Annotated in this window: 19 protein-coding genes and 1 pseudogene; 5 read left to right on the top strand and 15 right to left on the bottom strand. The window is 64.8% G+C overall.

Annotated elements, in window-relative coordinates:
• Positions 1–101: 101 nt before the first annotated feature.
• From M1E07_RS08950 to M1E07_RS08935, 4 genes are all read right to left on the bottom strand, one after another.
• The gene (locus M1E07_RS08950) at positions 102–3,053 is read right to left on the bottom strand and encodes a DEAD/DEAH box helicase (protein WP_461189879.1); all 2,952 of its coding nucleotides are present in this window, start codon (positions 3,051–3,053) and stop codon (positions 102–104) included.
• Between the two features lie 608 nt (positions 3,054–3,661).
• Positions 3,662–6,487: an aconitate hydratase gene (locus M1E07_RS08945; RefSeq protein WP_461189878.1), complete on the bottom strand. Its 2,826-nt coding sequence runs from the start codon at positions 6,485–6,487 to the stop codon at positions 3,662–3,664.
• Between the two features lie 165 nt (positions 6,488–6,652).
• Entirely contained in the window at positions 6,653–8,062 is a 1,410-nt protein-coding gene (locus tag M1E07_RS08940) for a class I SAM-dependent RNA methyltransferase (protein WP_461189877.1), read from the bottom strand.
• Complete coding sequence (locus M1E07_RS08935) at positions 8,059–10,035, bottom strand: APC family permease (RefSeq protein WP_461189876.1); 1,977 nt, start codon at positions 10,033–10,035, stop codon at positions 8,059–8,061. Before M1E07_RS08935 ends, M1E07_RS08940 begins: the two co-directional genes overlap by 4 nt.
• Positions 10,036–10,154: 119 nt before the next feature.
• Between M1E07_RS08935 and M1E07_RS08930 the strand changes: the two genes are divergently transcribed.
• Both M1E07_RS08930 and M1E07_RS08925 read left to right on the top strand, forming a co-directional pair.
• Complete coding sequence (locus M1E07_RS08930; RefSeq protein ID WP_461189875.1) at positions 10,155–10,829, top strand: potassium channel family protein; 675 nt, start codon at positions 10,155–10,157, stop codon at positions 10,827–10,829.
• Entirely contained in the window at positions 10,826–11,569 is a 744-nt protein-coding gene (locus M1E07_RS08925; RefSeq protein WP_461189874.1) for a potassium channel family protein, read from the top strand. The genes M1E07_RS08930 and M1E07_RS08925 overlap by 4 nt, the downstream gene beginning before the upstream one ends.
• 59 nt (positions 11,570–11,628) lie before the next feature.
• Here the strand turns inward: M1E07_RS08925 and M1E07_RS08920 are convergent, their stop codons facing one another.
• The 4 genes from M1E07_RS08920 to dut all read right to left on the bottom strand — a co-directional run bounded on the left by M1E07_RS08920 (position 11,629) and on the right by dut (position 14,221).
• A complete protein-coding gene (locus M1E07_RS08920; RefSeq protein WP_461189873.1) occupies positions 11,629–12,498 on the bottom strand; it encodes a DUF3159 domain-containing protein in 870 nt (289 codons plus the stop codon).
• Positions 12,495–12,857: a single stranded DNA-binding domain-containing protein gene (locus M1E07_RS08915; RefSeq protein WP_461189872.1), complete on the bottom strand. Its 363-nt coding sequence runs from the start codon at positions 12,855–12,857 to the stop codon at positions 12,495–12,497. Before M1E07_RS08915 ends, M1E07_RS08920 begins: the two co-directional genes overlap by 4 nt.
• The gene (locus M1E07_RS08910) at positions 12,850–13,563 is read right to left on the bottom strand and encodes a DUF3710 domain-containing protein (protein ID WP_461189871.1); all 714 of its coding nucleotides are present in this window, start codon (positions 13,561–13,563) and stop codon (positions 12,850–12,852) included. The genes M1E07_RS08915 and M1E07_RS08910 overlap by 8 nt, the downstream gene beginning before the upstream one ends.
• A gap of 115 nt (positions 13,564–13,678) precedes the next feature.
• Positions 13,679–14,221 carry a dUTP diphosphatase gene (gene dut, locus M1E07_RS08905; protein ID WP_461189870.1) on the bottom strand — a complete coding sequence of 181 codons (543 nt, stop codon included), beginning with the start codon at positions 14,219–14,221 and terminating at the stop codon, positions 13,679–13,681.
• A 139-nt stretch (positions 14,222–14,360) separates the two neighbouring features.
• On the opposite strand from dut, the gene M1E07_RS08900 reads away from it, so the two are divergent.
• On the top strand, positions 14,361–14,849 hold the full coding sequence (locus tag M1E07_RS08900) for a DUF3093 domain-containing protein (RefSeq protein ID WP_461189869.1): 489 nt from the start codon (positions 14,361–14,363) through the stop codon (positions 14,847–14,849).
• Between the two features lie 103 nt (positions 14,850–14,952).
• Here the strand turns inward: M1E07_RS08900 and M1E07_RS08895 are convergent, their stop codons facing one another.
• Positions 14,953–15,252: a DUF4193 domain-containing protein gene (locus M1E07_RS08895; RefSeq protein WP_461189868.1), complete on the bottom strand. Its 300-nt coding sequence runs from the start codon at positions 15,250–15,252 to the stop codon at positions 14,953–14,955.
• Positions 15,253–15,478: 226 nt separating this feature from the next.
• Between M1E07_RS08895 and sepH the strand changes: the two genes are divergently transcribed.
• On the top strand, positions 15,479–16,846 hold the full coding sequence (sepH, locus tag M1E07_RS08890; RefSeq protein WP_461189867.1) for a septation protein SepH: 1,368 nt from the start codon (positions 15,479–15,481) through the stop codon (positions 16,844–16,846).
• Positions 16,847–16,885: 39 nt separating this feature from the next.
• Here the strand turns inward: sepH and M1E07_RS08885 are convergent, their stop codons facing one another.
• From M1E07_RS08885 to M1E07_RS08860, 6 genes and pseudogenes are all read right to left on the bottom strand, one after another.
• A complete protein-coding gene (locus M1E07_RS08885) occupies positions 16,886–17,023 on the bottom strand; it encodes a hypothetical protein (RefSeq protein WP_461189866.1) in 138 nt (45 codons plus the stop codon).
• Positions 17,024–17,056: 33 nt separating this feature from the next.
• Positions 17,057–18,664: pseudogene (locus M1E07_RS08880) on the bottom strand (HNH endonuclease signature motif containing protein).
• A 266-nt stretch (positions 18,665–18,930) separates the two neighbouring features.
• Entirely contained in the window at positions 18,931–19,665 is a 735-nt protein-coding gene (locus tag M1E07_RS08875) for a thymidine kinase (protein WP_461189865.1), read from the bottom strand.
• Positions 19,658–20,887, bottom strand: coding sequence for an alkaline phosphatase family protein (locus M1E07_RS08870; protein WP_461189864.1), 1,230 nt, complete (start codon positions 20,885–20,887; stop codon positions 19,658–19,660). The genes M1E07_RS08875 and M1E07_RS08870 overlap by 8 nt, the downstream gene beginning before the upstream one ends.
• Positions 20,887–21,630, bottom strand: a complete 744-nt coding sequence (locus M1E07_RS08865) for a DUF5998 family protein (RefSeq protein ID WP_461189863.1) — start codon at positions 21,628–21,630, stop codon at positions 20,887–20,889. The genes M1E07_RS08870 and M1E07_RS08865 overlap by 1 nt, the downstream gene beginning before the upstream one ends.
• A 41-nt stretch (positions 21,631–21,671) precedes the next feature.
• Positions 21,672–24,356 (bottom strand): bifunctional acetate--CoA ligase family protein/GNAT family N-acetyltransferase, encoded by a 2,685-nt coding sequence (locus tag M1E07_RS08860; protein ID WP_461189862.1) that lies wholly within the window; start codon positions 24,354–24,356, stop codon positions 21,672–21,674.
• A gap of 75 nt (positions 24,357–24,431) precedes the next feature.
• Between M1E07_RS08860 and M1E07_RS08855 the strand changes: the two genes are divergently transcribed.
• The gene (locus M1E07_RS08855) at positions 24,432–26,942 is read left to right on the top strand and encodes a DNA gyrase/topoisomerase IV subunit A (protein WP_461189861.1); all 2,511 of its coding nucleotides are present in this window, start codon (positions 24,432–24,434) and stop codon (positions 26,940–26,942) included.
• Positions 26,943–26,947 lie beyond the last annotated feature (5 nt).

The following is a 26,947-nucleotide window of genomic DNA, read 5'->3' as shown; positions in this document are numbered from 1 at the left end:
CAAAGCGGTCCGTGCCCATTCCGGCGAATGGCGACAGTGGTGCTATCCTAGGCCTCAGTCACGAGCCATCGCTATTGCGCCAGAACTCCGCCATGGTGCCATCATTCCGAGCAGAACACCCTCAACCGAATCCCGCACTGCTGGGCGGCGCTCCATGCTGCGGTTAGAAGCGCGTGCACCTGCAGCGCTACGGGTTTGGGATTTTCCTTCGCGAGTTCGTCACTAAGGGCTGACTTAGACAGGCATGCTCCCAACACGAGCCAAACTTCGCGTTCGGCTGCGTGCGACTGGATGATCGCGTCGACTTGGTCCCAGTACGCTTCACCTGTCGTCTGGGCCGCCCCACGGCGCAGACGCTTCGCTGGCCCCAAGGGTGTAGCTTTGGACCCCGACCGTGGCTGGATGCTCCAATCATCCGCCCAATACTTTGTTGCCGGGCGGTCTTGGTTTCCAATGGTCAGGAACCGCAAGCTCTTTGTCGCCTGCGAGACCACGTCGTGAAGCGCCGCACCCGAAATCCTTGAAGGTTTCATCTCCTTCTTGCTTTTGGCATGGGCAAAAACGACCTTCGCTTCATTGAATCCTACGAAGTCAGCTATTTCGGATCCCAAGTCGGTACACAAGACGGTTGATTCCGTGCCCAAAGCCTGTGGCAGGAGCACGTCATCAATTTGTCCGAACACAGTGTCAGATGGCCAAGGCCCTGCGCCGTCTGCATGTCCCTTCTCCCCCACCACATTCGAAAGCTCCTCACTCGTCTCCAGGATCGACAACAAACCGTCAGGTGAACTCGAGTTACGACGCTTCATGGACCAGAAGTTTCGGTTCGAGTAGACAAGCCCCCCAGCCGTTGCCACCTTCACCAACTGTTCACGAGTTACGAACTGCCAGAACGTCGAGCGTGGATCGATAGTGGATCTGTACGGCACGCTACGAGCGGAAGAGAGTTCAAACCTACTGAGAGCGCTGTCCCAGCGGATTGAGACATCGATCGGGCTTCCGTTGATTTCCACCTCGAACTGCCCGTGCTCTGCGACACCACCGGAGCAATCGATCACGAGGGGGTCACCACCCTCTTCTAGCGGTTCGAATGTGTGCTGGGCAAGGTCGAGGAGCACGTGTGCAGCAATCGGAGGATCGGAAATAGTGACAGGGAGCCCATAGCGTGCGATCGCCGACGCGGGGGGATCCTCCCTTTGCAGTGCAACGGACAATTCGTCGAACCATGCTCGTAACTCGGGATAGTGCCCCTTCGAGCTACGGGAGTCACTCACACGCCCATTCTTGACACCTGTGTATCGACCAACTTTGTTGCCCTCAATGACGAGAGTGCCGGAGGCCGTCGAGTATCCAAAGGTCGAATCCCCAACCTCAGCTGCTACTAAAGCAACGTCCCGGGCACTCAATGAGCGTGAACGCACCGACCAATCGCTTAGATCATTGTTGGTGAGCGACATGGAAGTGACTGTGGAATCGCTAGGCAGCAGGCCCACTAGCGCGCCGGCACCTACCGAAATTGTGTGGGAGCGGACCGACTCCGGGAGGCCATCCGAATCGGACACAAAAAGATGTTCTCCGTTCCAGTGAAGCACTGTATATCCGAGTGCCATCTCTACAAAAGCCGCTTCGCGCAGGATTGGCGAGTTGCGTACAGAAAGGTGGAGGAAGACCCGCGTATCCTCATCGGGGCTCCCCGTGCTGAGAATTTGACGATCGTTGCAAGCGAGATCGTCCTCAACTTGTTTTGCGAATGAATCCAGCCCGAAGGCTCCGATGGGTCGGCGGATGGACGTGCTGAGTCGAAACTTGATCTCCTTCCATGCTTCGTCCGCGCGCAGATCTGCCTGTTCGCGAAAGAGCCGATCCCAGTAAAAGATCTCTGGTTGCGCATCCAGTAGCTCGGCGACGCCTGCTGGGTCGGTGGCGACTGACTTTGGGTCATCGCCAGCATCAAATTTCCGGTAACGCTCCCAGGCTTCCTGCATCGTTGCGTCCGCGGAGAGGACAAAAGCTGAAGTATCCTCGGCTCGTGTCGGATTACGAAGGATCCGGCCAACTTGTTGGATGCGCGACCGGTCATTCCCGAAGCCTTCGTAAACCGCGAGAACCTTGACCGACGGATCATCGAATCCTTCGGTCAACTTGTGTTGATGTACTAGAAACTGCGCGTCAGGACGACCGGAGGGAGCAGGAACTGATCGTCTGAGATAGGGAGCCGCTTCATCGTGGACGAACGCTTCATGCACAGCGACCACCGTGCGGCCCTTCGCGCTAAGCGTGCGGGCGACTGCCTCCACACTTGCCCGGTTTCCGCACCGGACAATAACCCGCTCCCCTTCAGTCACCTTTTCGGCAATGTGTCCAAGGAGGTCATCAACATAGTCACTGACAGACGCAGTTTCCCTGGTAATCAAAAAAGTTGGTTCCCTAAGGACTCTGTCTTTCACAGCCTGGAGGTGGCTGTACCGATAATGCGCGTCTTCATCGAGCACGAACATGCGGTTATCGTTTCGAAAGGGCGTCGCTGTAAACAGGCAGATGGGAAGCCCCGTGGCACGCACCGCCCGGGACCATCCAGGGGCTGGTTCGTAGTGGCACTCATCGACCACGACGGTCGCGAAACCTTGAAATAAGGACGCCATCTGAGTGCTGTCGTTGCCAACAGTTTTATAGATCTGGAGGACCATTGCCAGAGTGGTGACGTAAACCTTCGGTTCTCTGAGTTCCTGCGATTGCATCTCGGCGATGAAGGCAGCGGCACTGCGTACGGCTTCCACTCTCGCCAGATTCTCGGGGCGTTTTTGCTCTAGGCGCTGCCAGACGCGATCATCAATGTCCTCCAAAATCTGCCTAGTCAACCCAGACCAAGGGGTAACGACCAAAGCACTTTGCTTCTTTCCGCCCACTTCGGTTGACGCAACAAGTGAAGCGATCACGGCCGATTTGCCGCTGCCCGTCGGCATAGATATCAATGCAGCACCCGCCGCCGAGCCCTCACGAAGGTACCTGCGCAGAGTCGTCAGTGCAGCATCCTGATGATTCCAAAGTGGCACGTGCCAACATCCTTCCGCGCGCCGTCTAAACGCGTTCAACTCATGAACGAGCTGACAGCCCTGAACAATCTGGTCTAATTTTGCCTTCTGTGAAGACTCCTGTGGTTATCCGCAGTGTTTGGATGACTTGCTAGGGATCGCGCCAACCTAGCTGGCCCAGCGATTCCATCGGTCAAACTCAAAAACACTAGATCACGCACCAAGATGCTGCACGGAACAGTAAGTCTGCGCCGTGGGCCTTACCCTCTTACTGCGCGTTCGATCTCTACCAGCAGGCTCGCCTGCGTCCATGAGCGTAAGTTCCCTGCTGAGGCGGATGACCAACCGCTCATCTGCTCCAGACCTTGCAAAATCCGCGCGACGATCCTGCGCTTCTCGCCGCGATCTGGGATCGGCACCTCCTACGCTGCCATGCCTGCCGCCGCGCCGACATGAGGTGGACGACCAGCACGCCATCCTTGAACTCGCGTACCGGCCACTACTCGTTCAACAGGAAACAGCAAGCGCCCCGCCAGGCCGAAGCCTGACGGGGCACTTGTGCGAGACTCTAATGCGACCGCCGGCAAAGCGATCAGCGACCAGTTCCTCTGGTATCCGAGCCGATCAGCTCAGCTACCGCTAATTTGCCGAAGCACGTACTGCAGGATGCCGCCGTTGCGGTAGTAGTCCGCTTCACCCGGGGTATCGATGCGCAGGACGGCGTCGAATGACGTCGAGCTGCCGTCCTCTGCGGTTGCGGTGACCTTGAGGGTCTTCGGCGTGGTGCCCTCGTTCAGGGCGGTGACGCCCTCAACTGAGAACGTTTCCGTGCCGGACAGGCCCAGGGTCGCAGCTGACTCGCCGGCCGGGAACTGCAGGGGCAGGACACCCATGCCGATGAGGTTGGAGCGGTGGATGCGCTCGTAGCTCTCGGCGATGACAGCCTTGACACCCAGCAGCGCGGTACCCTTGGCAGCCCAGTCACGGGACGAACCGGAGCCGTATTCCTTGCCGGCCAGGACAACCAGGGGAGTACCGGCGGCCTGGTAGTTCTGCGCTGCATCGTAGACGTAGGCCTGCGGGCCGCCTTCCTGGGTGAAGTCGCGGGTGAAGCCGCCTTCGACGCCGTCCAGGATCTGGTTCTTGATGCGGATGTTCGCGAACGTTCCGCGGATCATGACCTCGTGGTTGCCGCGGCGGGAACCGTAGGAGTTGAAGTCCTTGCGCTCCACGCCGTTGGCCAGCAGGTACTGGCCGGCAGGGGTGTCGGACTTGAAGGAACCGGCCGGGGAGATGTGGTCGGTGGTGACCGAGTCGCCCAGCTTCAGGAGCACGCGGGCGCCCGTGATGTCCTTGACCGGCGCAGGCTGTGCCTGCATGCCCTCGAAGTACGGGGGCTTCCGGACGTAGGTGGAGTTCGGATCCCACGCGAAGGTGTCACCGGCGGGCGTGTCGAGCGCCTTCCAGCGGTCGTCGCCCTCGAAGACGCCTTCGTAGCCCTTGGCGAACATTTCCTTGTCGATCGAGGAATCGATGACCTGCTGGACCTCAACCGGGTTCGGCCAGATGTCCTTAAGGAAGACATCGTTGCCGTCCTGGTCCTGGCCCAGGGCGTCGGTTTCGAAGTCGAAGTCCATGGACCCGGCCAGGGCGTAGGCGATGACCAGCGGCGGGGAGGCCAGGTAGTTCATCTTCACGTCCGGGTTGATGCGGCCTTCAAAGTTGCGGTTGCCCGAAAGGACAGCCGCGACAGCGAGGTCGTTCGCCTGGATGGCTTCCGAAACTTCGGCTTCCAGCGGGCCGGAGTTGCCGATGCAGGTGGCGCAGCCGTAGCCCACGATGTAGAAGCCGAGCTTCTCCAGGTAGGGGGTCAGGCCGGACTTCTCGTAGTAGTCCGTGACAACCTTGGAGCCTGGTGCAACAGAGGTCTTGACCCACGGCTTGGACGTGAGGCCCTTGTCCACGGCGTTGCGGGCCAGGACCGCGGCGGCCAGCATGACCGACGGGTTGGACGTGTTGGTGCAGGACGTGATGGAGGCGATGGTGACTGCACCGTGGTCAAGTTCGAACTCGCGTCCGTCTTCCATCTTGACCGGGACGGGATTGGTAATGCGGCCCGCTCCCCCATGGCCTGCCGCATACTTCTCAGGCTCGCGGTCCGTGTCGGAGATGTGTGAGGCTCCGGCCGTGAAGGAGGGCGAGTCGGAAGCCGGGAAGGTCTCTTCGAGAGATTCGTCCAGGGTGCCGGCATCTGCGTCGTGGGAAACGTAGTTCTTCAGGTCGTGCCGGAACTCGTCCTTCGCCTCGGTCAGTTCGATCCGGTCCTGCGGGCGCTTGGGGCCTGCGATGGACGGAACAACCGTGGACAGGTCCAGTTCCAGGTACTCGGAGAACTTGATCTCGCGGGAAGGGTCGTGCCAGAGGCCCTGTTCCTTCGCGTAGGACTCCACCAGGGCAACGTTCTGCTCCGAGCGGCCCGTGAGGCGCAAGTAGTCCAGCGTGACGTCGTCGATGGGGAACATGGCGGCCGTGGAACCGAATTCCGGGCTCATGTTGCCGATGGTGGCGCGGTTTGCCAGCGGCACGGCCGCAACACCCTCGCCGTAGAACTCCACGAACTTGCCCACGACGCCGTGCTTGCGGAGCAGCTCGGTGATGGTGAGCACCACGTCGGTTGCGGTGGCGCCGGCCGGGATGGACCCGGTCAGCTTGAAGCCCACAACGCGCGGGATCAGCATGGAGACGGGCTGTCCCAGCATGGCGGCCTCGGCTTCGATGCCGCCGACGCCCCAGCCGAGCACGCCCAGTCCATTGACCATGGTGGTGTGTGAGTCGGTACCAACGCACGTGTCCGGGTAGGCGCGCAGGGCGCCGTCAACCTCGCGGGTCATCACGGTGCGGGCCAGGTACTCGATGTTGACCTGGTGCACAATGCCGGTTCCCGGGGGAACCACCTTGAAGTCGTCGAACGCCGTCTGGCCCCAGCGCAGGAACTGGTAACGCTCCCCGTTGCGCTGGTATTCGATCTCCATGTTGCGCTCCAGTGCGCCGGAGTTGCCGAAGGCGTCGATCTGGACCGAGTGGTCGATCACCATCTCGGCCGGGGCCAGGGGGTTCACCCGCTTGGGGTCTCCGCCCAGTTCCTTGACCGCTTCACGCATCGTCGCCAGGTCAACCACGCAGGGAACGCCGGTGAAGTCCTGCATGATCACGCGTGCCGGCGTGAACTGGATTTCTGTATCGGGCTGGGCATTCGGATCCCAGCCTGCCAAGGCGCGGACGTGATCGGCAGTGATGTTCGCGCCGTCCTCGGTCCTCAACAGGTTTTCAAGCAATACCTTGAGGCTGAACGGAAGGTTTTCGGCACCTTCAACGGAGTTCAACCGGAAAATTTCGTAATCGGTTCCGGCTACATTAAGTTTGCCTTTTGAACCGAAGCTGTCCACAGTGCTCATCGCAGGACTCCTCTCGCAACAGTTTCATCTTTGTCGCGCGGATGACCGCCTGCTAGTTAGGAAGCCCTAATTAGTCCAGGGCCCGAAAATTGCACACGGCCGGCCGTGATTACGGAGCGCGACGTGGGACTACTACCGCCATAGTAGTCGATACCTGCTGCGGCATCAGGGACGTGGAGTCAGCAGCGCCACAGTCTCCAGGTGATGGGTGTGGGGGTAGAGGTCGAAAGCCCGGAGGCCTGCAAGCTCCCAGCCGGCCTGGCGGAAGTACCCCACGTCACGGGCGAACGACGCCGGATCGCAGGACACGTAGGCAACGGCGCGCGGGCTCGCCGCAACAAGCTGGTTCACCACCGCCTTCCCGGCGCCGGCCCGGGGCGGATCAAGGATCAGGGCGTCGAAGTCCCGCGGTTTGTGGCGGAGGACCCGCTCGACGCGGCCCTGGACGATCTCCACCTGGGGCGCTGCGTGCAGGTTCTTGCGTGCGTCCCGGCTGGTCCCGGGAGCGCCTTCCACGGACAGGACGGACCCCGTCTCCCCCACCGCGTCGGCAAGTACGGCGGTGAAGAGGCCTGCTCCCGCGTACAGGTCAGCCACTACCGCGCCGGGGTGGAGGAAGCCGCCGCCCTGCAGGAATTCTGTGACGGCCCCCACAAGTGCCCCGGGCGCGTCGCGGTGGATCTGCCAGAACCCGGCGCCGGTGACCCGGTACTCGTGCCCGGCGGCAGATTCCTGCACCCACAGCCTGCCCCGCAACTGCTGGACGTCCTCGGTAGCGGGGTCGAAGGCTGCAACGGAGACGTCAGCGGGAAGGTCCGCCGCGATGGCACTCAGGCGTTTGGGCTTGGTTCCCTCGGCCGCGGCCAGCAGCACCAAAGGCCGGGAGCCGTTGGCCGGTGCAGCCACCTCCACGCGGTCAACTCCCTGCAGGTCGAGGTCCCACAAGCGGAGGCTGTTGATGGCGTCGGTGGCCAGCGGCATCTCATGGACGGGGATGATGTGCCCCGACCGGTGCGCATGCATACCGAGCTTGCCGCCGGGGGTGACCGAGAAACTTGCCCGCGTCCGCCAGCGGAGGCCGTCCCCGCCGTCGTCCGCTGCCCCGTCGCCTGCGTCTGATGCCGGCGAGGCGCCGCCCACCGCTTCTACAGAGCCCGTCCAGCCGTCCGGAAGCTGCCCGACGCCGGCGAGCCGGCTGAGTTGCTCCGTAAGTACGTCCCCCTTGAGGCTGCGCTGGCGGGCAAGGGTGATGTGGCCGAACTCGGCGCCGCCTACGGGCGGATGTCCGTGGCCCCAGGCGCGGCGCGAATCCGCAGGGCGCCAAAAGTGGTCTACGCGGTCCGGTGAGGCTTCGAGCACCTCAACAACGTCGGCGCGCCAGAACTTGGCCTTTTCGTCCGCGTCCGTTAGCCGCGCCCGCACTTTTTCGCCCGGGATGGCGTGCCGGACAAAGATGACGCGTCCTTCGTGCCTGGCGACGCAATGGCCGCCGTGCGCCACCGGTCCGACGTCGAGCACTACTTCCGTGCCCGCTTCTCCGGTCAGTGCCGCCTGGGTTTGTGTCTTTGCAATCATTGGATGTCCTGCAGGTTCTTTGCTTCTTCGGATGATTTGAGCTGCCAGGGAACACTGGCCACCATGACGCCGGGCTCGAAGTGGAGCCGGGTCTTGATGCGCAGGGCGGTCTGGTTATGGACGAGTTGCTCCCACCACTTGCCTACGACGTATTCGGGGATATAGACCACGATCAGGTCCCGCGGGGAGTCACGCCGCATCTGCTTGACGTACTCCATGATGGGGGTGACCGTCTCACGGTAGGGGCTGGCCAGCACCGTCAGCGGCACGGGAATGTCAAGCTTCTCCCAGTCCGCTACCGTGCCTGCGGTTTCTTCGGGGTCGATGTCCACCGTCACCGCATCCAGCCTTGACGGCCGGGACGCCCGCGCGTAAGCCAGTGCCCGGAGAACGGGCTTGCGAACATGGGACACCAGCAGCACGGCGTGTACCCGGGTGGGCAGTGCACGCGGGGAAGAGTCCTCATCCACCGCCAACTCCCTGGCCACGTTGTCATAGTGTGCCCTGATGCTCCACATGATCAGGAAGAGGACGAACATGGCGAGCAGGGCGATCCAGGCGCCCTGCTCGAACTTGGTGACCAGCACAATGACCAGGACCAGGGCGGTCATGCCGAAGCCAATGCTGTTAATGGCACGGGACTTTGCCATCCGTCGCCGGACGCCTTTGTCCCTGGCCAGCTTCAGCTGCCGGCCCCAGTGCCGGATCATTCCCAGCTGGCTGGCAGTGAAGGAGATAAAGACGCCCACAATGTACAGCTGGATGAGCTTGGTGACGTCGGCGTTGAAGGCGAGGATGAGCACCAGCGCTCCTGCGGCAAGGGCAAGGACTCCGTTGCTGAAGGCCAGCCTGTCGCCCCTGGTGCGCAGCTGGCGCGGAAGGTAGCCGTCCTGGGCGAGGATGGAGCCGAGTACGGGAAAGCCGTTGAAGGCGGTGTTCGCGGCAAACACCAGGATGACGCCGGTAGCGGCCACCACGATGTAGAAGGGAATCGATCCCGGGCCGAAGATGGTCTGGGCGATCTGGCTGATGGCAGGGGTCTGGATGTAGCCCTCCGGGAGCGGGCTGCCGTTCAGGAGGAACTCCGTAGCGGGGTCCAGGACGATGTGGACCTTGGTGGCGTTGGCCAGGTAGATGATCCCCGCGAGCATGGATGCCCCGATTACGCCCAGGAGCAGCAGCGTGGTTGCCGCATTCCTGCTCTTCGGCGGCTTGAAGTTGGGGACTCCGTTGCTGATGGCTTCAACGCCGGTAAGGGCTGCGGCGCCGGAGGAGAAGGCGCGCAGCAGGAGGAAGGCGCCGGCGAGCCCCACCAGCCCTTCGTCGAAGCCGGGCGCGGGCACGATGGTGAACGCCGCGGAGGGCGCTTCGCCCAGCTGGCCGGTGGCTGCCTGGAAGATGCCCACCGCCGTCATGCCCAGGATGGAGGCCATAAAGATGTAGGTGGGTACGGCGAACACGCTGCCTGCCTCCTTAACGCCGCGCAGGTTCACCAGCGCAAGGATCACCACGCCGATGGTGGCAATCATGGCCTGCTGGCCGTGGAGTGCCGGGATGGCGGTGGTGACATAGGCAGCGGCGGAGGACATCGACACCGCAACCGTCAGGACGTAGTCCACCAGCAGGGCCGATGCCACGGTGAGGCCCGCGTACTTGCCCAGGTTCTCGCCTGCAATCTCGTAGTCCCCGCCGCCGGAAGGGTAAGCGTGGACGTTCTGCCGGTATGAGGCCACAACCGTCAGCAGGACCACCATGACGGCCAGGCCCACCCAGGGTGAAAACGCCACCGCACTGACACCGGCCAACGCCAGGGTGAGCAGGATCTCATCGGGGGCATAGGCAACGGATGACAGGGCATCGGAGGCGTAAACCGGAAGTGCGATCCGCTTGGGAAGCAGCGTATGGGCCATCCGGTCGTTTCGGAACGGCCTGCCCACGAGCACGCGCTTCGCAGCGTTCAATATTGTCAGCACCCCACAAAGCTAGTCTGATTCCCGGGCTGTGTCATGACAGCCGGTGGACAGCTGGATCCGGGACGCTGACGGTAGAGTTCTAGCGGCAGGACCGTGGGAAAGAAGCAGAGGAGATACTGGTGGCGCATTTCGTGATCATGGGATGTGGCCGGGTGGGGGCGACGCTGGCGCATACGCTCGAAGACGCCGGGCATTCCGTGGCCATCATCGACCAGGACGACCGTGCTTTCCGCAGGCTCCGCCAGGGTTTCACCGGACGCAAGGTCACCGGCGTCGGTTTCGACCGCGACACCCTGAAGCAGGCCGGCGTAGCCGACGCGTACGCCTTTGCCGCGGTGTCCAGCGGTGACAATTCCAACATCCTGGCCACCCGGGTGGCCAGGGAGACCTTCCACGTGCCCCATGTGGTGGCCCGCATCTATGATCCTGGCCGCGCCGAGATCTACCAGCGTCTTGGAATCCCCACGGTGGCGGCGGTCCGCTGGAGTGCGGACCAGGTGCTGCGCCGCATCCTGCCGGAACAGCACCTTGCCGGTGACTTCCGGGAGCCTTCCGGACGCCTGGTGCTCGCCGAGCTGGATCTCGACGCCGGCTGGATCGGCCACCGGATCAGCAGCATCGAAAAGGCGGCGAATGTCCGCGTTGCCTACCTCACCCGGTTCGGTGAGGGATTATTGCCCGATGCCGGGACCGCCTACCAGGACGGCGACACCGTGCACGCCATGCTGCAGGTTGACCGCAGCGCCCAGGTGGCCCAGATCCTGGCCAAAGCCCCCGTCAAGGAGTTTCAGTGAAAGTCGTGATCGTGGGCGCCGGCAGCGTCGGCTCGTCCATCGCCAGGGAATTGCTCGCCCACAAGCATGACATCCTGCTGATCGACCTGAAACCGGAGGTCATTGGACGGAGTGGACTCCGCGGCGCCCATTGGCTCGTAGGCGACGCGTGCGAGCTGAGCACACTGCAGGGCGCCAGGGTGGAGGACGCGGACGTGGTGGTATCCGCCACCGGCGACGACAAGGTGAACCTGGTGGTTTCGCTGCTGGCCAAAACGGAGTTTGGCGTCGGCCGCACTGTGGGCCGGGTCAACAACCCCAAGAACGACTGGATGTTCAACGATTCCTGGGGCGTGGACGTTGCAGTCAACACGCCGCAGCTGATGACAGCGCTGGTGGAGGAGGCCGTGGAAATCGGCGACCTTGTCCGGCTCCTGACCCTTCAGACGGGCGTGTCCTCACTGGTGGAGTTCACTGTTCCGCATGATTCGCATGTGATCGGCAGGACAGTAGGGGAAATCCGCTGGCCCGAGGATTCCACGTTGGTGGCCATCCTGCGGGATCACGCCCCGATCACACCCAGCCGGGACGATGTCATCGACGGCGGCGACGAGCTCTTCTTCGTCACCACCATCGCCGCGGAGGACGAGTTGCGGGCGCTGCTCTCCCCCGACTCCGCCGAGTCACCGCAGCCCCGGCCCGCAGAAGATGCCGGGCACCTGGAGCAGCAGGGTCCGGAGGACGACGGGTTCGACGGCTAGGTGCACTAACCCGGCTGGTTGGTGACGCGGCTGCCGGGTAACGCCCTGGCCAAACGCCCCTAGCCTTTCGTGGGGGCGCCGCCCGCCGCCTCGCCGTCAACCGGAGCCGGCTTGGTGACGAGCCAGGCGATCCAGACTCCCAGGATATAAAGCGGGGTACTCATGATGAGCCTGGTGGTTGCCAGCGCGGCGAGCCCGTCCGGCCCCATCAGGTAAAGGGGTACCTGCACCACAAGCCTAAGCACCAGGACGGCGACAATGATCCAGGTGCCAAGCCGGTAGGCCCTGACCCGGGCAGGGTCGTTCCGCCAGTCGAGGCCTTCATTGCGGATGAACCCAAAGAGCAGCCCGGCGACGGGCCACTTGACGGCGATCGAAATCACCATCGCCACAATGTAGGCGGCGTTGGTAAAGAACCCCGGCAGGTAGAAGTCCTCGGCTTTTCCGGTGGTGTTGGCGACCCAGGCAGAGATGCCTACACCCACCACACCCGCGAGTGCCTGCGTCAGGGGACGCCGCTGCACCAGCCGGACCACAGTGAACACGGCGGCCGAGGCCAGCGCGGCCACAAGGGAAACGGTGAGGTCCCGGGTGATGGTGTAGGACACGAGAAACAACAGCCCCGGGACAATGCTTTCAGCAATGCCCTGGACACCGCCGGCGCTGCGCAGTACATCCACCCGGCCGTCATGGGTCCGGTGCAGCCCGGCTTTGGCTGCGTAGTCGGCAGCGAGGCCCGCTGCCGGGGACGCGCCTTGGCCAGCGTCCTGTCCCGCGGGGCCAGCCAGTCCGGCTTCCTTGGCTCCGTCCGGGTCCACGCCATTCTGGAGCCCACCCTGGCCTGCGCCGCTCGGGCCGGAAACACCGTCCGGGCCGGAAGCGCCGTTCGGGCCGGCACCGGCTGAAGGGTTGGGCGTGGACGCAGTCATTCGTTCTCCTGGCGGGACAGTATCTCGTAGCGTGGGTTGAACATGGTGGGCAGGCCGTCCACACGGGACAGCATGCCTTTGAGCCGCACCTCGGTGCCGGCCTCGATGCCCGGCACGCGCCGCCGTCCGAGCCACACAACACGAAGCCGCCCTCGCGGTCCGGCTGCAGCTGCGGCTCCTGGTTCCCGGGGATCAGCGTCCGAGACGATGGCGCTGAAGGCCGCAGTCTGGTCCGCCGGAACATAAGTTACGGATTCGATGCGGCCGCGGCAAACCAGCCGGCCCTTTACCGGCAACCGGCTGAGGGGAACATCGTCGCCTTCATTCAGCGGAGCTCCCCCGGGCACACCATCAGCCAATCTGTGTGATTTCAGGACCACGTTCAGGTTCCTGAAGAGCTGATGCAGCTGGCGGCGGCGTGACAGTGGCGTCCTTGGGCAGCCGGAGCTGCAGCAAATCGCGCGGCGGCATCGGGCTGTCGCCGCGGATCACAACCACCCGGCGGAACAGTGCCTCGAGCGGCTCCGCCGCCGTTCGCTCCAGTGCAGCGGCTCCGCCCAGGACACCGCGCAGGAACCAGCGGGGGCCGTCCACCCCAATAAAGCGTGCCGCCCGGTAACCCTGGCTGCCGTCCGGCAGCCCCGCCGGCAGCTTCGCGACGAGTTCGGTGCCGAAGGTGCCTTCGATCTCCTCGACCTGGCCGCCCTGGACTCCCACGGACTGGCCGATCTGCTCGCGGATCTCGTCCCAGAGCCCCTCGCTTTTGGGAGCTGCGAATGCCTGGAGCTGGAGGCTGGAGCCGTTGAGGTCCATGGTGACGGCAACAACCCGCTGAGTTGCCTCTTCCACCTCGAGCCGGAGCTGGAGCCCCTCGCTGGGGGTGATCAGGAGCGCACCCAGGTCAACATAGCCATCGCGGCTGCTGATTTCGGATTCGTCAAAGGGGCCATTCGAGCGGGGTCCGGAAGTGTCCGCTGCCTCTTCCGCGGTCTCCGCGGCAGGCGACTGTTCATCCGGTTCGGCTGCTTGTTCCTTCTTGGCTTTCCTGCCGAGCCCAAAGACCATTGGGGTATCTCCTTAGTTGGTTGCCGGCTACCCGTGGGGGTCCCGCCGTCGTGCTCTGTTGCCGTCCGGCGTGCCCGTGCCGGTACGGAAGAACGGGTTGGGGAAGAGCTAAAGGTCAAGCGTCCGGCACGTTGAAGCCGCCGGTGGAGCCGAAACCTCCTGTGCCACGAACAGATCCGCTTAATTCATTCACGGGGATGAACTGCGCGTGTTCCACGCGCTGAATGACCATCTGCGCAATTCTATCGCCGCGGCGCAGTTCGATGCTTTGCTGTGCATCGGTGTTCAGGAGAGTGACGGCGATCTCGCCGCGGTAGCCCGCATCCACTGTTCCCGGGGCGTTCACAATGGTCAGCCCGTGCTTGGTGGCCAGGCCCGAGCGGGGATGGATCAATGCCACGAAGCCTTCAGGAAGTGCAATGGCCACTCCGGTTGGAACCAGCTTCCGCTCCCCCGGCTGCAGCACAACGTCCACGCGGGCTCGAAGGTCAGCGCCGGCGTCGCCCGGGTGGGCATAGGACGGGGCTTCGAGGTCCGGATCCAGCATCTTCAGCTGGACCTGGAGGGTGGGAGCGCCTGGAGTCGCGGCGGCAGCAGCAAGGCCGGCTGCGGCTGCTTCGTCAGGGAAAGTATCTACTGTCGCGGGATGATCAGTCACAGTCACTCACTCTAACCCGCGCCCGCAAATCAGAACCAGGGCCGGCTCCGGGGAGCGGCTGCACCGTGGCAGGAAAATGGCAGTCGGGGATGCTCCCACCCAAGGTGAAATAGCCGGGCAAAGATGGAAAGCTTGGCACATGCCCGAATCAAGCTCGCCTGCGCCCGTTCCCCAGAAACCATCCACCGGGGCTGCGGTGATCTACAGGGAGAAGCTGTGGCCCAACGTTTGGATCTGGATCATTGCTGCCGGGGTGGCCGGAGCCGGCATCCTGGTATTCGCGCCCATCAGCACAGAAGCGGGTTTCACGGCCGCAGGAGTGCTTTTTGCCATCATGGCTGTTCTCCTGGTCCTGTCCACGCCAGCGATCGTGGTTACCGGGGATTCCTTGACCGTGGGACGTGCCAGCATCGAGCGGCGCTTCGTGGGTGCGGTTGAAGGTTTCCGGGGTCCGGACGCAACAGCGGAACGCGGCACCCGGCTGAACGCCCTGGCTTACCTCTGTATCCGCGGCTGGATCGATCCTGTGGTCAAAATCGAAATTACCGATCCGTCGGACCAGACGCCGTACTGGCTGACCTCCACCCGGCACCCGGACGAACTGACCGCGGCCCTGTCACGCAGGTGACCTGCCCACCCGGCCGGACCCCGCCGTCGTCTTCGCTTCGGCCTGCCCGTTTACTTTGCTTGCCGGCTGCCTTGAGCCCAGCTGCTTCGGGCCTGCCCCGGGTTCAGCCTTCGCACTCCTTGCAGTAGAACCTGCCGTCCTTTTCACGCGCAATTTGGGAGCGGTGCCGGACCAAAAAACATGAAGAACAGGTGAACTCATCTACTTGGGCGGGAACCACCTGAACCGTCAGTTCTTCTCCGGAAAGGTCCGCGCCGGGCAGCTCGTAGCCGGCGGCCAGATCGCTTTCGTCTTCGTCCAATACCGCAACCGGCTTGTCCAGGCGCCTGGTCTTCAGCTCTTCGACGGAATCCTCTCCGAGCTCTTCCTCAGTCTTGCGCGGCGCGTCATAATCGGTGGCCATTCCCGCCATATCCTTCTTCCTCTTGCCGACTTGTGAACATCACCCTTCATAACGCGGGTTGTCCCGCGTTTGTGCCCGGCGACGGCATGCCTTCCGCTGGTCCGCCGGCCTCCCCCATACCCAGCCTTGGGCCGGAATATCGCGGCGCGCCCTGCCCCTTGAGGCAAAACCGGTTCAGCGGGTGGCAGAGTTTCGATTGATAGTAATGCCAGGGTGGAGGATTTGTATGCAGGATCTACGGCTTGTAGGCGTACACGACGACGGGGCACATCTCCTGTTGAGCGGGGCCGGCGGCGAGATGTTCCAGCTGCCGATCGACGAAGCGCTGAGGACCGCGAGCAGGTCAGCGGCGAGGCCGCCGGCCGGGCGGCCGGCCATTCCCTTGTCCCCGCGTGACATCCAGGCGCGAATCCGGGCGGGTGCGACTGCTGCGGATGTGGCGGAACTGTCCGGCCTGCCGTTGGCGAAGGTCGAGCGCTATGAGGGGCCTGTGCTTGCGGAACGTGAGTACGTTGCCCAGCAGGCGCGCAAGGTGGAAGTAGCCTCGCCTTCGCCGGGTCACGACATCTACCGGTCCGCTTTCGGCGACAACCCCGCCACACTGGCTGACATGGTGGCGCATAGGCTCTCAGCCCATGGCATTGATCCTTCCACCGTGGAGTGGGATTCCTGGCGGCGCCAGGACGGAACGTGGACGGTGCAGGCAAGCTTCGAAACCAATGCCGGCGGGCAGGCCGGCATCGGCGAGGAACCTCCGGCATTGTGGACTTTCAGCCCAGCCAGAAAGTCCCTGCAAAATGCCAACCGGTGGGCCCAGCAGCTCAGCGAGCTCGAGCCCCTGGACGGACCTGTCCCGGCGCGCAGGCTCTCGGCAGTTTCCGACCGCCCCTTCGACTTCGAAACCGACGCGGACTCGGTCCGTCCAGCACCTGGTCCCCGTCCCGATGCAGGACAGGCGGACGGCAAGGAATCGGACGGATTACTGGACATGCTTCGCTCGCGCCGCGGACAGCGCCTGGGCGTCGACGAGGACTCCGATGACGCCTTGGCGCTACTGCTGACCCACGGCGTTCCCGCCGCCCACCCGAGGCCGTCGGAATTAGCTCCCGAAGCAGAAGAGCACGACGAGGAGCCGCAGGAGGAGATCCCGGAAGCTCCGGCTGCGCAGGGCAGCTCCTTCGTTCGCAGGCGGGACACCCGGCCTTCCATGCTCTCCCGCCTCAGCCTCATTCCTCCGCACCGTGATGACGCCGATGACGCTTTAAAGCTGCACGACGGTGTGAGCACCAATACCCGCGAAATCACCATCGTTGCGTCCCCCCAGCGCCCCTCCGGCAGCACTCCCGAAGCCGGAAACGGGGACGCCGGCGGAACCAGCACTGGCAGCGGCACCAGTGGCAGCCCTGCCAGTGGCGGAGGCCTGAACGAGTTGTTGGGCGGAAATCCGCGGCGGCCGGTACTGCGGAATGACGACAGTTCGCCCACTACCGGTCAGTTGCCGGAGACCGGTGCCCCCGAGCGCCAGCCGGGCAGACCCAAGCGGTCCAGCGTTCCATCTTGGGACGAGATCGTGTTTGGTACGCGGGGCGATTAGGGCTTTTCCGCAGGAAATTCAGGACCCGTCCCTCTCGGTTTAGACCCCTGTTTCCGGCAACGTATGCTCCAACTCCAACATCAGGTAGAACTCTCCGAACGGGTCCTGCGGCAGTTCGTTCTCCGGAACGCCGGGTTCTTCCGGGATGTCGAAATCGGGCAGGTCCAGGAAGCGCACGGCATCATCAGCTTCTTCAAGCCAGGCTATGTCTTACGGTAGGTGTGGTTGGGGAAAACCGAACCCGCTTAGGTATGGGTCTGCTTCGGCAATCCCGGGTATGTCCATGCCGGGCATAGCTGCGTGAGGAACCGCTGGTCCCACGAGTGCACCCGTTGGCCCGCCCATCATCGAACCGATTGTCATCCATTCTGGCCAGTGGGGTGGTTCCCAGTCCTGGTGTTCGCTTTTGTAGTGCCGGCCTGACGGTGAGATCCAGCCTGGCGGTTCGTTCATGGTAGCCGGGGTGGGTTTCCAGCCGCTGGTGTGCCGCAGCTTGTGGTGCTTGCGGCAGGGTTGGCCGAGGTTTGATATTCCGGTGGTGCCGCCGTGGTGCCAGGCGAGGATGTGGTCGGCTTCGTTGTCGAGGGAGGTGTTGTTGCAGCCGGGGAAGGGGCATTTGCCGTCCCGCATCCGCAGCCCGTTCCGCATGGCCTTGCTGACCCGGTAGCTGGAGCGGCCGATCTCCAGCGGTGCCCCGTCGCGAGGATCGACCAGCACCCGGTAAAACGACCCGGCACCGTCGGCAACGAGTTTGCGCGCCACGGAGGCCGGGATCGGGCCGTGCCCGTCCAGTACCGCGGGTTCGTCGGTCAGGCCCATCAGTGAGAACACCGGCACGGTGACCAACACCTGCGCCCGGATCGACGAAGATGGGCCCGGATCCGTTCCTGCACCCTCGCCTGCACCGGCGCCGCTGCTGGCAGTGTTATCGCTGCCGAGAAGCCCTGAAGAGAAACTATCGGCTACCAGTTGGGTCAGGGTGCGGGGCTCGTCCGGGCCCTGCATGCCCCTGGCAAGAGAGCGGTGAGCCGGTTCCGGATCGCCGACGCCCGGTCCGCTGACAGGTGGGCGGCGACCCACGCCATCCCGTCACTGTCCGGCCAGTACTCCACCCGACGGTCCGCGACACTTCGCGTGCCGTTTCTCCAGGCTCTCCGGGTGATGGCGTTCCCGCCAGCCCCGGGCCTTGGCTTTGAACCGGTAGGCCGGCATCTCCCCGACCGGGCAGCCGCGGGCGGGGCCCGGCGCCGCCGGGTCCAGGAAGTGCGCCTCCAGCGCCGCCGCACCAGCGGGATCAAGACACGCCGTCTGCTCGATCATGGTCCGGGCGTGCGCCCACGAGATCGTCCCCGACCGCAGGGCCGCGAGCGTCCGGGGCAGCGAACTGGTCAGGGCGTGCGCCTCGGCGAGCAGGGCACCGGCGGCCCGGTCACCGATCGCCAGCGCACACCCGACCTCGGCCACCAGGCTCCGGTCCTGCGCGGCGGCCTCCTGCGGCGACCCGGCCGGAGGATTCAGCGCCTTCGTGGCTTCGGCCAGCACCGCCACGGCCTGTGCCTTCACGGCCGCGATCTTCGCTTCCGAGCGCGCCACCCCGGCAAGGACATCCAACGCCGCATCAGCAACCCGCTGCAACGGATCATTATCAAATTCAACCGCAGCGTCAGGCCCAGTTGCGGGGTCAGGCCCGCCAGCACCACCGGAAGCAGCAGCGGCACCGGAAACGGCCGAAGCCCCGCCAACCAGCGCAACCCTGAACGCAGCGACAGCAGCATCAACCGCCTCCTCCGCCTGCACCACTACCGGGTTCGTCTCCATACCTAAATCATCGGTGGAGGGTATGACAAAACCGGCCCCAAGGCCGGTCCCAGGGAAAAACTTCAGAGGTTTACGGAAACGGCTTGTCTTCGGGCAGCAATCAAGGCGCGCAGCGGACTTCTGGTACGAGACCGGACACCCTGGTACGAGACTACCTCCGGTGCCTGAAATCCAGCGAGCGTACCGGGGTCATTTGTGTAGCTTGCGTCAGAGCGACGAAGGAGCAGCAAGCGGCGAATGGCCCGGCATCGGAGCGACGCGCCCGTCTAATTCCCCTGGAGGACCCCGGTTCCACCTGAGCCCCGCCACAGGCAGGCGTCCACTTCGAAGGGCAGCAGCGGGTCCTGCTGACCCATCAGAGCAGCCCCGTGCGCGGTGACGCGCCGCATGTAGTGCCGGCGGCAGAGCGTCTCGTACCCCACCACGGGGACGTGGTCCCCGGGCGGTTCAACGGTGGTGGAATCTCCCGCCATATCCACGTCGCCCACCACCACCTGCGCTCCTTCGGTGACCATAACGCCGTCGACCGTCCGCGCATTGTGGGTGGCACGGCGGCCGCACCAGCACAGCGCCTCCACCTGCAGCACCTGCACCCGGTCGGCGAGTTCCACAAGCCGCTGGGAACCGGGAAACAGCCTGGTACGGAAATCGGCAGTGATTCCGAACGCGAAGACGTCCACGTCGATCTCGTCCACGACTTTCGCCAACTGCTCCACCTGCTCCGGTGTGTAGAACTGGGCTTCGTCACAGATGAGGTAGTCCACGCGCTGGCCCTGGGTGCGCCGGAACATGACTTCCTCCCAGAAGTCGGTGCCGTCCATGACTTCCACCGCGTCGGTTTCCAGGCCAAGGCGGCTGGAAATACGCGATTCACCGGCGCGGTCGTTGCGGCTGAAGCGCACTCCGCCGCGTCCCCTGGCCCGGTGGTTGTGGTCCATTTGCAGGGCGAGCGTGGACTTTCCGCAGTCCATGGTGCCGGAGAAAAAGACGAGCTCAGCCACGCCGGGAACTCCTGCCGCCCGCAGCAAAGCAGAGCAGGGGAACCTCCCGCTCCGCCTTGGTGAGGGAGCCGTGCTGGCCCACCACCTCCATGGCTGTGGGACGGACGCGCCGCGTGTCGTAAAGGGCGACGGCGTCCCGCGCCGCGATCATGACGTCGCCGATCCTGCCCTCGACGGCGGGCCGAACCTCGCCGAAGAGGCCCGCCGCCAGTGCGTCTTCCCGGGTGAAGGCCCAAACCTTTTCACCGAAGCGTGCCCGCCATGCCGCAAGCAGACGGTCCCGGCCGTCCTCCCCAATACCGTTTTCAAGGTAGAGGTGGACCATCCGCGGCTCCCCGGCGGTATGCCGGACGCCTTCCACCAGCCTGGGGTCCGAGGAGAAATCGATGCGCTGCTGTTCGGGAACGTCCAGCATGCCGTGGTCGGCCGTGAGCAGGATGGTGGTGCCGGCCGGGAGGGAAGCGTGAAGCCGCTTCATGGTTGCGTCAAGTTCTTCGAGCTGGTGCTCCCATTGCTCGGACTGGCAACCGTAGCGGTGCCCCGCTTTGTCCAGCTCGTTGAGATAGAAGTACATGAGCGATGGACCGGCAGAGGACATCGCCTCGGCCGCGGCTTCCGTCCGGGCATGCGCGGTGGTGGCCGAGATAAAGTTGCCGCCCCGCAGGGCTGCGCGGGTCATGGGCGAACCGCCGAACTGCGGCAGGCTGACCGTGGTGACCTCCACCTGTTCCGCCGCGCGTTCCAGCACGGTGGGAAAAGGCTGCCACACCCCGGGGTCGACGCCGGCATCCCAGTTTCCGAGCAGGTTGACCACCTTGTCCTGCTCCGGGTCGAGCACGTCATAGCCCACCATGCCGTGCTGGCCAGGGGCCAGACCGGTGCCGAAACTGGCCAGGGCGGCGGCGGTCGTGGAAGGAAACGCGGAATCCAGCCAGACGGGAACGGCGCCCTGCCCGGCCTGGATGACGGCGCGCAGGAAAGGTGTATGGGCTGATTTCTGCTTCAGCAGGTTCCGGCCGAGGCCGTCGGCCAGCACCACGCACACGCGCGAGGCTGCAGGCAGGCCGAGGGTGTTCACAAACCCGTCCACGCCCAGGCTCGCCGCTGCGCTGGTGAGCACCTCGGCGATGGAGCGCTGCCCGTAGGCGGGAGCGGCCGGCAGGACAGTCTGGCGGTGGGGCCGGGCGGTTAGGTTGACGTTCGGGTGGCGGTCTTCGGGCATCAGCGCTGCTGGTGCCCGCGGCTGAGGCGGTTGCCGAACACTCCGGCACGCGGCCGCGGCGCCATGGACTGCACGTGCGCCGCCGGAGCGGGCGAACCCGTGTTCACAGCACGAAGCGCACGGGCGAAGAGTTTGGCGTCCTGGACGGCTTGCAGCCCGTCCGCCTCGGCGCTGATGCGCAGGACGATGTCCTCCTGGGCGATGGTCCCGCTGTAGCCGTGGTCCGCTTCGCACTGCGGGTCGCCGCAGCTGGCAGGACCCATGTCCAGCCGCTGGCCGCCGGACCATGCGATGGAGAGCGTTACTTCTCGCACAGGATCGGAGGGCTTGTAGTTTTGCGGCTGGGAGTACATGTAGCTGAGCACCACGGACCGGATCTGCGCCACGGGGACGGATTCGGTGGAGATCTGGGCGACGATCTGCTCGCCTGCCTCGTCCAGTTGCTGGTCGTCAACGTGGGTGATGACCAGCATGTCCGAGGTGAGCACCAGCACCGTGATGTGGCGGCGGACCTCGGCGCGGTCGAAGTGGGTTTCCAGGTGCACAAGGTGGGCGACGCATTCGCGTCCGTCCAGGGCGTCGTCTACTACATCAGCCACAAGGCGGGGGTAGAAGCCTGCCTTTTGGAGCGCACCGTCCAGGCTCAGGCCTTGGGCGCTGTGGCTGTGTGAGCTGTGGTGGCGGACTGCCTGGGTTTCATTGCCGGGCGTTTCTGGCGCCGAAGCGGGAGGCTGAGAGCTCATTCCCCCATTTTCACAGATCGGCCGGTCACTTGCTAACCGCCTCAGCCAAGCATGGCCCTGCGCGCGCTGTCCGTCCGCTTGGCGGCGTTGCCGATCCGCACGTCAGCGGCAAGGGTAATGGCTCCCGAAGTGCCGCACAGGACGGGGTTGAGTTCCACCAGGGCGATCTCGGGGTGGTTGTCCTTGAGCCATGCGAGGCGGCCGGCCAGATCTTCGAGGGCCGTGACATCCACGGCAGGCAGGCCCTGGTAGCCAAACAGCTTTCGGGCCGCGCGGGGCCCACGGATGAAATCGTCGACGTCGGCGGCCGACAGCGGCGGCACACGGTGAGCCCAGTCATCCAAGAGGTTCACGGCATCCCCGGCGAGCCCGAAGGAGATGACCGGACCCAGCAGCGGGTCCTCGATGGCCCGGAAGGTGCAGGCCTGGCCAACCGGAGCCATGCTTTGAACTTCCAGCGCAGGATCGCCGTAGTTCGAGAGCACCCGCCGCATCTGCAGCACGTTCAGGCGCAGCGATTCGGCATCCTGGATGTCCAGCCGCACGCCGCCGAGGTCCAGCCGGTGCCGCAGCGCGGGGTCGGTAGTCTTCAGCACCACCGGCCACCCCAGGGCGTCGGCCGCCTCAACGGCCTGGTCCGGGTTATCAAAGCCCACGGAAGGCAGCACGTTGATCCCGTACTGGCCCAACAATGAGGCCGCAGCGGCAGGCTCCAGCTTCTTGAGCTGTTCGCCTTTGACATCCTGGAGCAGGGCTTCGATTTCCGCTCGGGCGAGCTCGGGGTTGCAGCCTTCGGGTTCCACAAAGTGCCCCTGGTCGCGGGACACCCATTCCGAGTAGCGCACCACGGCAGCGAGCGCGGCGACAGCGGCCCCTGGATTGGAGAAGCAGGGAACGGCGCGTTCCGCGGACCCCAGCATTCCCTCCACCGAGATGGAAGGGTCCAGGATGCCGGTGAAGGCGGCCACCACCGGTTTTCCGGCTGCCGCGGCACATTCGGCCAGGACTTCGGCAATGCTGTCCACCGTCAGCCCGCGTGCCGGCAGCAGCGCCGCGACAGCCGAGTGGACGGCACCGGACTCGAGCGTCTTGAGCAGGCTGGCGCGCAGGGCGGGAAGGGCGATGGACTGGCCGGCGTCGAGGTCCACCCCGGTGACCAACTGCTCGACGGCGAGTCCCTGGGACGATGCGCTGTCCGCCACTACCTTGCCGAGTGCCTGGGAATTGCTGAAGATTGCAAGCCCCGGGCCGGCGGGGAGCGGCTGGCCGGACACCACTTGCGCGACGTCCACCAGTTGCTCGATGGTTTCCACCCGGATGACCCCGGACTGGCGCAACATCGCGTCCAGCGCGCCCGAGGGCGCCTGGGTGGTCCGGACGGCGTGCCCTGGCGGCAGCCGCAGCCCCATGGCGTCGGACTTGGCGACGATGACCGGCTTGGTGCGGGCCAGCCGCCGGGCCAGGCGGGAAAACTTGCGCGGGTTGCCGATGGATTCAAGGTAGAGCCCCACGGCGGTTGTCTCGGGATCGTCCTCCCAGTACTGCATCATGTCGTTGCCCGAAACATCGGCCCGGTTGCCGGCCGACAGGAAGGTGGACAGGCCCAACCGGCGGCGACTTGAGGCGGCGTAGAGCGAAACACCGATGGCGGCCGACTGGCTGAAGAGGCCCAGTCCCCCTCGCAGCGGCAGGGTGGGCGCCATTGACGCGTTCAGCGACACCTCCGGGCTGGTGTTCACCACCCCCAGGGATGCCGGCCCAATAACGCGCATGCCGCTGGCCCTGGCCTGGCGGACGAGGTCCCTCTGGCGCAGAAGGCCGCGTTCGCCGTCGTCCGCGAAGCCTGCCGAGGCGACCACCAGCCCCCTGACGCCGGCCGCGGCGCAGTCCGCCACCACGGCTGGGACTTCCTCGTAGGGGACGGCGACGACCGCCAGTTGGACAGGGTCCGGGACCTCGGAGAGTTTCCCAAAGGACAACATCCCGGCAAGTTCCAGCGCTTCAGGGTTGATGGCGTAGATGGGGCCGCGGAAGCCGCCTTCGATAATGTGCTCCAGGAGCTGGTACCCCACCGTGCCCCATTTGCGGCTGGCACCGATCACGGCAATGGACGACGGCGTCAGCAGGTCCCGCACGCTCCTCGCCTCCGCGCGGTGTTCCCGGGATTCCATCACGGCACGGGATTTTTCCGTGGGGTCGATGTTGAACTCGAGGCTGACGACGCCGTCGTCAAAGTGCCGCCGGACGTCGTAGCCAGCATCGGAAAAGACCATCAGCATTTTCCGGTTTTCCGGCAGCACCTCGGCGCTGAAGCGCCGGATCCCGTTTTCATGGGCCGCGGCGGCGAGATGTTCCAGCAGGATGGAACCGATTCCCCTGCCCTGGTGGGAATCGGCAATGTTGAACGCCACTTCCGCCTCGGCGGGATCATCGAGCCGGTCATAGCGGCCGATGCCCACGATTTCCCCGCTGATGGTGATGACGAAGGCCACCCGGTCCTTATAGTCCACCTCGGTGAAGCGCTTGAGCTCCTTGCTGGACAGCCTGGCCTTGAACGCGAAGAAGCGCATGTAGATTGAATCCTGCGACTGCCCGACATGGAAGGCCTGGACAGCGTCCGAGTCAGAGGGATGGATCGGCCGCAGGTGCGCCGTCCCGCCGTCGCGCAGTACGACATCGGCTTCCCAATGTTCCGGATATTCGCCGTCCCCGGGCTGATCCACCATAGGCTTAGCCTAGCCAAAAACTTCCGCAGCACACCCCGAACGCTGCACAGTACCCAGAAGGATTTACCAACCCCCATGGCCCGCCGCCAAAGTTCCGCCCCCGCTGTGGATGACAGCTCCCCCTACACGGAGAACATCGTGGACATCGATGTCACCTCCGAAATGGAAGGCTCCTTCCTGGAGTACGCGTACTCGGTGATCTACTCCCGTGCGCTTCCGGACGCCCGGGACGGCCTCAAGCCTGTGCAGCGGCGCATCCTCTACATGATGAGCGACATGGGGCTCCGGCCGGACCGCGGCCACGTCAAGAGCGCGCGTGTGGTGGGCGAGGTGATGGGCAAGCTGCACCCCCACGGCGACACCGCCATCTACGACGCCATGGTGCGCATGGCCCAGGACTTCTCGCTGCGGCTGCCGCTGATCGACGGGCACGGCAACTTTGGCTCGCTCGACGACGGCCCTGCGGCCCCCCGGTACACCGAAGCCCGCCTCGCGGCTGCTGCGCTCACCCTCACAAACCACCTCGACGAAGACGTGGTGGACTTTGTCCCCAACTATGACAACCAGCTGACCCAACCGGACGTCCTGCCGGCAGCATTCCCCAACCTGCTCGTCAACGGCGCCACCGGCATCGCCGTCGGCATGGCCACCAACATGGCCCCGCACAACCTGGTGGAGATTATCTCCGCTGCCCGGCATCTGATCGCCAACCCGGACGCCACCTTGGATGACATCATGCGGTTCGTCCCTGGGCCGGACCTTCCCAGCGGCGGGCGGATTGTGGGGCTGGACGGCATCCGCGATGCCTACGCCACCGGGCGCGGTTCCTTCAAGACGCGGGCCAAGGTGGAGGTAGAACAGCTTTCCGCGCGCCGGACCGGCCTGGTGGTCACCGAACTCCCGTACATGGTGGGCCCGGAAAAGGTCATCGAGAAGATCAAGGACGCCGTCAACGCTAAAAAGCTGACAGGCATCAGCGACATCGTTGACCTGACTGACCGCAAGCATGGCCTCCGCCTGGTCATCGAACTGAAGAACGGCTTCAACCCCAACGCGGTGCTCCAGCAGCTCTACCGCTACTCGCCGATGGAGGACTCCTTCGGCATCAACAACGTCACCCTGGTGGACGGCCAGCCGCAGACACTGGGCCTGGTGCAGCTGCTGAGCGTGTACGTGAACCACCGGATCGACGTGGTGCGCCGCCGGACCGTGTTCCGGCTTGGGAAAAAGAAGGACCGCCTGCACCTGGTGGAGGGCCTCCTCATCGCCATCGTGGACATCGACGAGGTCATCCAGATCATCCGGTCCTCCGACGAGGCCGCCGCCGCCCGCGCCCGGCTGATGTCCATCTACGACCTCACTGAAATCCAGGCGAACTACATCCTGGAGCTGCGGCTGCGCCAGCTGACCAAATACTCGCGGATTGAGCTGGAGAAGGAACAGGACGAGCTGCGCCGCGAAATCGCGGAGCTGGAGGCCATCCTCGGCTCGGAGGAACGGCTGCGCACCCTGGTCTCCGACGAACTGGGCGCCATAGCCGAAGAACACGGCACCCCGCGGCGGACCGTATTGCTGGAATCCGAAGCCGTGTCCCCTACCATCGCCGCGGACCTCGCCTTGACCACCGGGAAGAAGGGCAAGGCTGCCCCGCTCGCGCTGGAAATCGCCGACGACCCCTGCTGGGCCATCCTCACCGCGTCCGGCCAGATAGCGCGCACCAGCAACCGTGAACCGCTGGCCGAGGCGGGGCCAAGGACCAGGCATGACGTGTACACCTCCGTGGTCAAGACCTCCGCGAGGGGCGAGATTGCCGCTGTTACCTCCCAGGGACGCATGCTCCGCCTGCAGGTGATGGACATGCCGGTCCTGCCGCCGGTCTCGGGCCTGCCCAACCTCGCCGGCGGCGTTCCGGCCAAGGACTTCATCACCTTACTGAAGGGGGAAACCCTGGTGGCTTTCGCCCCGCTCGACGAGGTGCTGGCCGTTGGCACGGCCCAGGGAATTGTGAAGCGGGTGCAACCGGACTACCCCCTGAACCGGGAGGACTGGGAGGTCATTGCGCTGAAGGACAAGGACTTTGTGGTGGGAGTCGCTCCCGCGGGAGCGGACGATGCCGAACTGGTGTTCCTCACCAGCCAGGCCCAACTGCTGAAGTTCAGCGCTGCCGTTGTGCGGCCGCAGGGGCGCACTGCCGGCGGCATGGCAGGGATCAAGCTCGCTGCCGGGGACCGGGTGATCTTCTTTGGTGCCGTCCAGCCCAAGGATGAGGCCGCGGTGGTGGTGACCATCGCCGGTACCACGGGTGCCCTGCCCGGCACGGCGCCGGGTACCGCCAAGGTGACGGCGTTTTCCGAGTACCCGGCGAAGGGACGCGCGACGGCGGGAGTCCGGGCACACCGGTTCCTGAAGGGCGAGGACACCCTTCTCCTGGCGTGGGCCGGCCACGGCCCGGCCAAGGCATCATCTGCAGCCGGGGTGGCCCGGTCCCTCCCCCAGGAGCACGGCCGGCGTGACGGTTCAGGTGTCCCGCTGTCCCAGCCCGTGGAAGTGGTGGGCCCCGCCATGGCCTGGCCCGATCCCGCTTAGACTGC

This window comes from Arthrobacter sp. Z4-13 (genome assembly GCF_054792705.1).
Note: the sequence above shows the minus strand (reverse complement) of the source record. Positions and strands in the feature narration are given on the sequence as shown.